This window comes from Calditrichota bacterium, assembly GCA_016867835.1.
In the GTDB taxonomy this organism is placed as follows: Bacteria; Electryoneota; AABM5-125-24; order Hatepunaeales; family Hatepunaeaceae; genus VGIQ01.
Genome location: VGIQ01000110.1, coordinates 1 through 9154, shown reverse-complemented (window position 1 = coordinate 9154; position 9154 = coordinate 1). Strand labels below are relative to the sequence as shown.

At 61.7% G+C, this 9154-nt stretch carries 1 protein-coding gene; it reads left to right on the top strand.

Features of this window, described 5'->3' with window-relative positions:
* Nucleotides 1–9154, top strand: a 9154-nt coding sequence (locus FJY67_09930; GenBank protein ID MBM3329771.1) for a choice-of-anchor D domain-containing protein, incomplete at both ends; no start/stop codon positions are given.

Here is a 9154-nt window from a genome sequence, read left to right as displayed (position 1 = left end):
ACCGGCACCGGAGACCTGACGGTCTCGGCGGTCGAACTTGACGAAGGCGCCTTCTCGCACGACTTTGGTGGGGAGACGGTGCTTCAGCCGAATGGATCGCTGACGATTGCGGTAACCTTCGCACCTCCTGCGGAAGGCGAGTTTTCCGCGACGATGATCGTCCGTTCGGACGACGATGATGAGCCGGCCGTTCCGGTCGAACTGATCGGCATGGGGTTGGAGGGAGATCACTTCCGCTTAACCGTAACCGGCACCAACCATAGTCTGCTCGTGACCGAAGCGTTGCTCGACGGCAACTCGCTGGTTGCAGGCGACGAGATCGGCGTCTTTACGCCGGGCGAATTCTGCGCGGGCGCGACGGTGATCGACGAGGAAGGCGGGCTATTCCCGGCCGGCCTCGCGGCTTATGGTGACGATCCCGGGACGCAAGCCGTCGATGGCTTTGCCGCCGGTCAAGGCTTCGCATTCAAGGTCTGGGATCGCGCCTCGAATCAGGAGGTCGATGCGACCGCGATTTACTCCGAAGGTCCCCAGACCTGGCAGCAGGGCGGGTTCACTTCACTGCGCCTGAATGCGCAGACCGAAGCGGTGCCGGAGATCGAGATCGCCGAGGGCGACCTGTCGCACGACTTCGGCGAAGTGGCTCTCGGTGGTGCGAGCAACTGGTCGTTCACCATCCGCAACATCGGCGGCGCGACGCTGATGATTCACTCGATCACCTCGAGCGACGAAGCCTTTGCGGTGGACTTCGGCGAGCACGTCGAAATCGTGCCCAACGAGCAGGTTGTGGTGCCGGTTACGTTCTCACCGGCGGAGGCGATAGACTACGCTGGAACGTTGACGGTCTCGTCGGACGACGGGGATGAGTCGTCAATCGAGATCGCGCTGGCTGGTTCCGGAACTGAGTTGATTTTTCCCGAGATTGCCCTTGATCGCGACCAGATCGACTTCGGCGCCACTGCCATCGGTAATGAACCAACGCAAGCCTTGTACATCACCAACGAAGGCACCGGAGACCTGACGATCTTCTCCGTCAGCATCGAGGGCGACAACTTCACCACCGACTTTGGCGGCGAACATGTCCTCGCGCCGGACGGCATTCTCGAAGTCACCATAACCTTTGCGCCGACGGAAGAGCGCGACTATGAAGCGACCCTCGTTGTCGAATCGGACGACGAAGACGAAGGTGTCCTGAACGTCGCCCTGACCGGGAGCGGTTTTATAGGGCAGCATTTTGAGTTTGTCCAGACGGGTGCCAGCCACTCGCTCTTGATCAATCAGGCCGACATCGACGGCCAGTCACTCGTCGAGGGCGACGAGATCGGCATCTTCACTCCGGGAGGGGTTTGCGCCGGCGCGACAACCCTTGCCGCCGGTGAGCAGGGCATCTTTCCCGCCGGGCTCGCAGCATGGCAGGACGATCCGGGAACGCAGGCCATCGATGGCTTTGCTGCCGGTCAGCCTTTCGCCTTCCGGCTATGGGACGTCTCCGCGCAATTCGATATCGCGGCTACCGCCGAATATGGCGAAGGTCCCCAAACCTGGGCCAACGGAGGTTTCACCAGCATCGTCCGCCTCTTTGCGCTCACCGAGGAAGTGCCGGTCATTCGCCTTTCGACCAACGCCATCGACTTCGGCGCTGTCGCGGTCGATGACCATATCGAGCGGACCTTCACCATATTCAATATTGGCACCGGAACCCTGACCGTCGGCGATATTGTCGTTCAGGGCGGCGGATTCACCACCAACTTCGACGGCGAAATCGGCATCGGGCCGCAGGAAGACCACACCTTCTCGGTCTTCTTCTCGCCCGACCGGGAGGGCGACTTCGAGGGAACGTTGACCATAGTCAACAACGACCCGGCCAATCCCGAGCCGGTGATCGCCCTCTTCGGCGTCGGGACGGAGGAACGGATACCCGACCTGTCGCTATCGGAGGAGAGCCACGACTTCGGCGAAGTCCCCGTCGGCGAGGCCGGCTTCTGGACCCTCACCATTCGCAACTCGGGAACCGGCGAACTGGTCATTTCCTCGATTTCCAATGAACTCGACGTTTTCACCACCAACTGGCAGGGCGAGGTTGCGCTTGCGCCTCAGAACGAATTCGACCTTCACGTCGAGTTCCGGCCTTCGGAGATAACCGGCTATCAAGATGCCCTTGCCATTGCCTCGAACGATCCCGACAACGACTTGATTTTCGTTCCCCTGAGCGGCTCGGGCGGCCAACCGGGACCGCACTTCACTTTCCAGTCAACTGGAGAGAATCACTCGCTCCTCATTTCCGAAGTGCTCCTCGACGGTAGTCCGCTCATAGGCGGCGACGAAGTGGCGGTCTTCACCCCGGATGGACTTTGCGCCGGCGCCGTCGTGATTACCGGCGATGAAGAGGGTATCGGCCTTGCGGCGTGGGGAGATGACCCCGGGCAGGCCGGGCGGCAGGGCTTCTTCGCCAATGAGGCGTTCTCATTCAGATTCTGGGACCTCTCAGCACAGGACGAGATCGAAGCCTTCCCCAACTTCTTCGACGGCCCGCAGCGCTACACAGCCAACGGCTTCACCCGGCTGGCGCTGGTAGCCGAGCGGGAAGCGACTCCGCAGATCGCGGTGACGCCCGATGCGCTTCAATTTGGACTGGTGATCGCGGGCGAAACGGCGGAACTTACCCTGACAGTGACCAACGCCGGAACCGCCGATCTGACGATCTTCTCTTATGCGCTGGAAGGCAGCGAGGCATTCAGTCTGGCGAATGAAGGCGGCGAGCAGGCGCCGCGCGCGGTAATGGACATCGTCCTCGAGCCGCGCCAGACGTTCAACATTCCGGTCACCTTCAGCCCGGCCGAGCCGGGCGAGTTCGCCGCCGAACTGGTCATCGTGTCGGATGATCCGGAGAACGGGGAAGTGCGGGTGCCGGTGGCGGGTATCGGGGTCGAACCGCCTCCGCCGGATATCGCGCTCTCCGCTGAGTCTCACAACTTCGGCGAGATCGCCCTCGGCAATACGGCTAGCTGGGAATTGGAAGTCTTCAACGAAGGATATCTCGATCTCAATGTGAGCGAAATCCGCGTTTCCGACGAGGCATTTGCCGCACAGCCGGTGGAGTTCGCCGTCGCCCGCAATGGGCGGCAGGTGGTGGCCGTGACTTTCACACCGGCCGGGGAGCGCGACTATGAAGCCACCCTGACCATCGTTTCCGATGACCCGGACGAGGGTGAGGTGAGCGTCATTCTCACCGGTAGCGGCATCACCGAGGGCGCCCCCGATATCGAACTCTCGGCCGACAGCCACGACTTTGGCGAGGTTCCGCTCTTTGAGTCTGGAGCCTTCGATCTGACGATACGGAACGTCGGAAACGACGTCCTTCAGATCGCCGGCTATGCTGTTACCGACGAGGCCTTCAGTGCCGATCTGGGCGAACTGACCCTCAATCCCGGCGGATCGCAGGTCGTTCCGGTTACTTTCGCGCCTGGCGAACAGCGCGCCTATGAGGCGACGCTCACCGTCTTCTCCGATGACCCCGACGAGTCGGAGTATGCCGTAACCTTGACCGGCACCGGCATCGCGCCGCGTCCGCACTTTGGGTTCACCTCGACCGACCAAAATCACTCGCTTCTCATCACCGCCGCACTACTCAACGGCGAGTCGTTGGTCGTTGGCGACGAGGTCGGCGTCTTCACGCCGGGTGGGATCTGCGCCGGCGCGGTTCGCCTTGAAGCCGGAGAGGGCGACCTCTTCCCTGTCGGTCTTGCCGCCTGGGCCGACGACGTCGGAACGCAGGCTGTCGAGGGCTTCCGGGCTGGCGAGGCGTTCTCCTTTAAGTTCTGGGATGCCGATCAGCGCGAAGAACTCGGCGCCGATCCGCGCTATGGCGAGGGTCCCCAGACCTGGACGGCCAATGGCTTTACGTCCCTGTCTCTGGCCGCCTTCACCGTCGCGGCGCCGCGTATCGAACTCTCGGCCCGGGCAATTGACTTCAGTCTGCTGCCGATAGGAAGCACCCGCCAGCGGTCGCTCGTCATCGGAAACAGCGGCGACGCCAATTTGACCGTCTCTGCCGTTGAGTTTGCCGGCGATGGATTCACTTCGGACTTTGAAGGCGAGATTGCACTCGAGCCGGGTGCGGAGTTGACCGTTGTCGTAACCTTTGCGCCCGAAGAGGCTCGCGACTATGAGGCTACGCTCACGGTCGTCTCGGACGACCCGATCGAGCCGCGCGCGGAAGTCCTCCTGGCCGGTCAAGGCGTCGAAGCCGGACCGCCGCGCATCATCTTTTCCGAAAATGCTCACGAGTTTGGCGAAATCCTCCTCGGTCTGACCGCGAACTGGACCTTCACCGTCTCCAACGAAGGCGGCGAAGACCTGAACGTTCAACGACCAGAGGTGGTCGGAGCCGGCTTTGTCGTCGATCGCGGTGAAGGTTTTAGCCTGGAACCGGGCGCCTCGGCGGACCTCACCGTGACCTTTGCGCCGGAAGAGGCGCGGGACTACGACGCGGTGATCATCATCCGTTCCAACGACCCGAATCGCGCAGCCGCCAATATCGCTGTCAGCGGTTCCGGCATAACCGGCGACTTTCGCTGGGCGTTCGTCACGACCGACAACAATATGTCGGTTCTGGTCGAAGCGGCCGACATCGACGGTCAATCGCTCAATCTGCGCGACCAGATCGGCGTCTTCACCCCGGACGGGCTTTGCGCGGGAGCCGGTGTCGTCGAAGACTTCCCGCTCGGCCTCGCAGCGTGGGGTGACGATCCCTCGACCGAACGGCTCGACGGCTTCCGCAACGGCGAAGCGCTCGCTTTCCGCCTCTGGGATGCACAGACGGGCTTTGAGGGCGAAGCCGAAGCAACCTTCCTGCAGGGCGACAACGCTTACCTCGCCAACGGCTTCGTCCGGGTTACGCTCTCAATCTTCACCGGCGCCCGGAGATTCAACTTCACCGCCACAGATGTCGGGCACGAACTTGAGATCGACGACGCCCGGATAGACGAAGATCAACTGGGCGCCGGCGTCGAAATCGGCGTCTTCACCCCGAACAACCTCTGCGCCGGCGGCGTCATCCTCGAGGACTTTGGCGAAGGTCTATTCCCGGTGCGGTTCACAGCCTGGGGCGATGACGAAGCGACCGGCCCGGTGGACGGCTTCCAGGACGGCGAAACTTTCGCCTTCCGATTCTGGGATCCAACCGCCCGGCGCGAGTATGCCGCCGAAGGGAATTACCTCGATGGTCCCGACACCTGGACCGCCGACGGCTTCTCGCTGCTTACACTACAGGCTGCTTCGGGACGAGTTCCTCTGCTGACCTTGAGCGCCGATATCCTCGAATTCAATAATGTTGCAGTTGGTCGCTTCCGTTCGCGGACACTCACCGTCGGCAATGCCGGAGAAGCGATCCTCCGGGTTGGGAATATCTTTTCCGATAACGAGGTCTTTATAGTGGACTTCGAGGGTGAGTTCACCCTCGAGCCAGGCGCCTCGGCGGACCTGATGGTCACCTTTGCGCCAACTGACGTTTTCGATTACGCCGGGCAACTGCACGTCGAGACGAACGATCCCGAACGGCCTGAGGCCTTGGTCGATGTAGCTGGTTCCGGCGTTGAGGATTCGCCGGCGCGGATCACGGTGGAGCCGGCAGCCCTCGAGTTCGGCGAAGTGTTGATCGGCACCGGGCAGAGCCGTCAATTGATTATTACCGCATCCGGTGGACGCGACCTCGAAGTATCCTCGATTGCCGTCGTCGGCGAAGGCTTCGTCGTCGATCAACCCAACGGACTGATCGTTGAGTCGGGCGCTGAAGGCGTAGTCAATGTTACATTTGCACCCCAACAGATCGGCGACTATGCCGCCATCGCCATCATCCGCTCGAATGACCCGTCGCGCCCGGCGGTTAACGTTGCTCTGAGCGGAGTCGGTATGGCCGGAGCCTTCCATTGGTCGTTTGTCGAGACCGACAACAATCTCTCGCTCCTGGTTGAAACCGCTGAGATCGATGGCACACAACTCGGCATCCGCGGACAGATCGGTGTCTTCACACCGGGAGGACTCTGCGCCGGTGCCGTTGTTATAGAGGAAGGCTTCCCGGTTGGCTTTGCCGCCTGGGGAGACGATCCTTCGACGCAGGAGGTGGACGGCTTTGCAGCCGGCGAAGCGCTGAGTTTCCGTCTCTGGGACGAAGCCGCCGGGCTCGATATCGCCGCCGATCCGGAATACCTGACCGGCAACGGGCTTTACGTTGCCAACGGCTTCCTGCGCCTGAATCTCTTTGCCTTCACCGGGGGCGCGCACTTCAACTTCGTTCAGACCGATGTCAATCATTCGCTGCTGGTTAGCGAGGCGCTCCTCGACGGAATGTCACTCGTTGCCGGGGACGAGATCGGCGTCTTCACCACCGGCGGCATCTGTGCCGGTGCGTCGATCCTTGAGGTCGTCGACGATGCGATCTTCCCGGTCGGCGTAGCCGCTTGGGGCGACGACGCCAACACCCAGGTGATAGATGGCTTCCGGGCCGGTGAAGCTTTTGCCTTCCGTTATTGGGACGGCCGCACCCGTCGCGAATACAACGCCTTCCCGGAATACCTCGAAGGTCCCGAAGTTTTTACCGCCAACGGCTTCACGCTGCTCCGCCTCTCCGGTCGCTCAGGCCGGGCGCCAGACATCTTTCTCCCGGTTGCGGCTAACGACTTTCGCATTGTGCCGGTCGGCGGCAGCCGCGTCTGGCCGCTCGTCATCCGCAATGTCGGCGAACTCAACCTCACCGTTGGCAGCGTCGTATCCAACACCGACGGATTCTCGGTGGCTTTCAGTGAGGAACCTGCCGTGATTGAGCCCGGCGGCGAAATCGCCGTGCCGGTGACCTTTGCGCCTGAAGAGGCTCGCGAATATGCAGGCACGCTTACGGTCTTCTCTGACGATCCCGATGAAGCCGAAGTCAATGTCAACGTTACCGGTATCGGCATCGAAGCCGGCCCGCCTCATGCGCTCCTCTCCGAGGACCGCCACGACTTCGGTGAACTGCTCATTGGTCTGAGGACAACCTGGACGTTGAATATCGCCAACAGTGGCGGTTCGATGCTCATTGTCAGCAGTGTCGTATCGACCGATGAGTCGTTCCTGGTTGACGATCCCGGCGAGACCGCCATCGAGCCGGGCGATGCGTTCGCTCTCGAGGTCGTCTTTGCGCCACTCGACGAGGGCGATCTTGCCGGTCAGATTCGTATTGCGACCAATGATCCTGATCAAGAGGTTGTCGTTGTCCCGGTAACCGGTATCGGCGTCCGGGGCGCGCTGCGCTGGGCCATCCGGCAGACCGACAATAACATGTCGCTCCTTATCGAGAACGCGACGCTTGACGGCGAGCCGCTTGGCATCAGCGACCAGATCGGCGTCTTCAGTCTAGGTGGTCTGCCGGTCGGAGCGGTTGAAATTACCGACCAGGGCTTCCCGGTCGGGCTCGCCGCCTGGGGCGACGATCCTTCGACCGAAGAACTTGACGGTATGCAGACCGGCGAGACCTTCCAGTTCCGTATTTGGGATTTCTCGGCCGACCTCGAAGTTGAAGCCGCTGCCCGCTACCTTCAGGGCGAAGGCCGCTATGTAGCCAACGGCTTCGCGCTGCTGACACTCTCGTCTTTCAGCCCGCAGGAGGGCAATCACTTCCAGTTCGTCGAGACCGACAATAACCACTCGCTGCTGGTGCGCGCGGCGACGCTCGACGGCGATCCGCTGATGCCGGGGGATGAGGTCGGAGTCCTCACCCCCGGCCGGATCGTTGCCGGCGGTTTTCTCATTGAGGAAGCCGGGGCGGAATTCGGCTTCTCAGCCTGGGGCGACGACCCGACGACCGAAAACGTGGTCGAAGGCTTCCTGCCCGGCCAGTCTTTCACCTTCAAGGTTTGGGATTATCGTGCCCGGGAAGAATTCACCGCCGCCGCATCTTTCGAGGACGGCACCGACTTCTATCAGGTGAACGGCTTCTCGGCGGTGCGCTTAAGCGCCGTCAGCGGTCGGGTACCGATGATCGTGCTGGCCGATAACGCGCACGACTTCGGAGGAGTCGAGATTGGCACCGCCGCCGAGTGGGCTCTTGTCATCTTCAACCGCGGCAACGCGACGCTTCATATCGAATCGGTCTCTTTCGAGGGCGACGACGCATTTGCCGTTGGCGATCCACGCGAGAGCGAAGTCGCTCCCGACGGTGCGACCTTCCTGATGGTGCAATTCGCGCCTCGGGAGGAAGCCGACTTTGCCGGTCAGGTGACCATACTGAGCGATGATCCCGACCGTCCCGAGATGACCGTCGATCTGGCCGGACGCGGCATCGTGATCCTCCGGCCCGACATCGCGGTGGACCGGCAGGTAATTGACTTCGGCGACGTTGCGCTCTTCACCACCGCAGTCGAGGTGCTGACTATTTCCAACGAAGGCGAAGGTGAACTGCTTATCAGCGATATGTTCACCGACAACCCGCTCTTCACAGTAGCCTTCCAGCGTGAACCGCAGGAGTTCTACTGGACGTTCCGTGGCACTGACAACAACATGAGCCTGTTGATTCAGGATGCCCGCTTGCGCGACGACGTGATCGCGGTCGGCGACGTCGTCGGCGTCTTTGGCACCACCGGAGTCTGCGCGGGATACATGGCTTATGAAGGCGAGTTCCCGCTCGGTATGGCTGTTTGGGGCGACGACTCCTCAACGCCGGAGCGCGACGGTATGCAGGCCGGCGAGGAACTGAACTTCCGCTTCTGGGACACCGAAGCCGGTCGCGAATACGTAGCAGTGCCCGAGTATTCCGAAGGCGACGGTCGTTACTCCGCAAACGGCTTCTTCGTTCTGATGCTTTCGTCGCAAGGCCGTCCGCTTTCGCCTGGTGCGGTTGCAGAAAACGTTATCGAACCCGGCGCAAGTCTCGAGATACTGGTCAATTTCTCGCCCGAAGAGACCGGCGAGCAGACCGGCGTCCTGACCATCGTCTCAAGCGATGCTGACGAATCCGAGGTTTTGGTCGATCTGGTCGGCGTCGGAATGATGTCTCCGCCGGAGTTGGTGATTGCGCCGTCGTCCTTTGACTATGGGACGCTTCTGGCGGGTGAGGAGTCTTCGCAGGCCTTTACCCTGACCAACATCGGGATGTCGGACCTGGTGGTGGAAGAGGTATTCA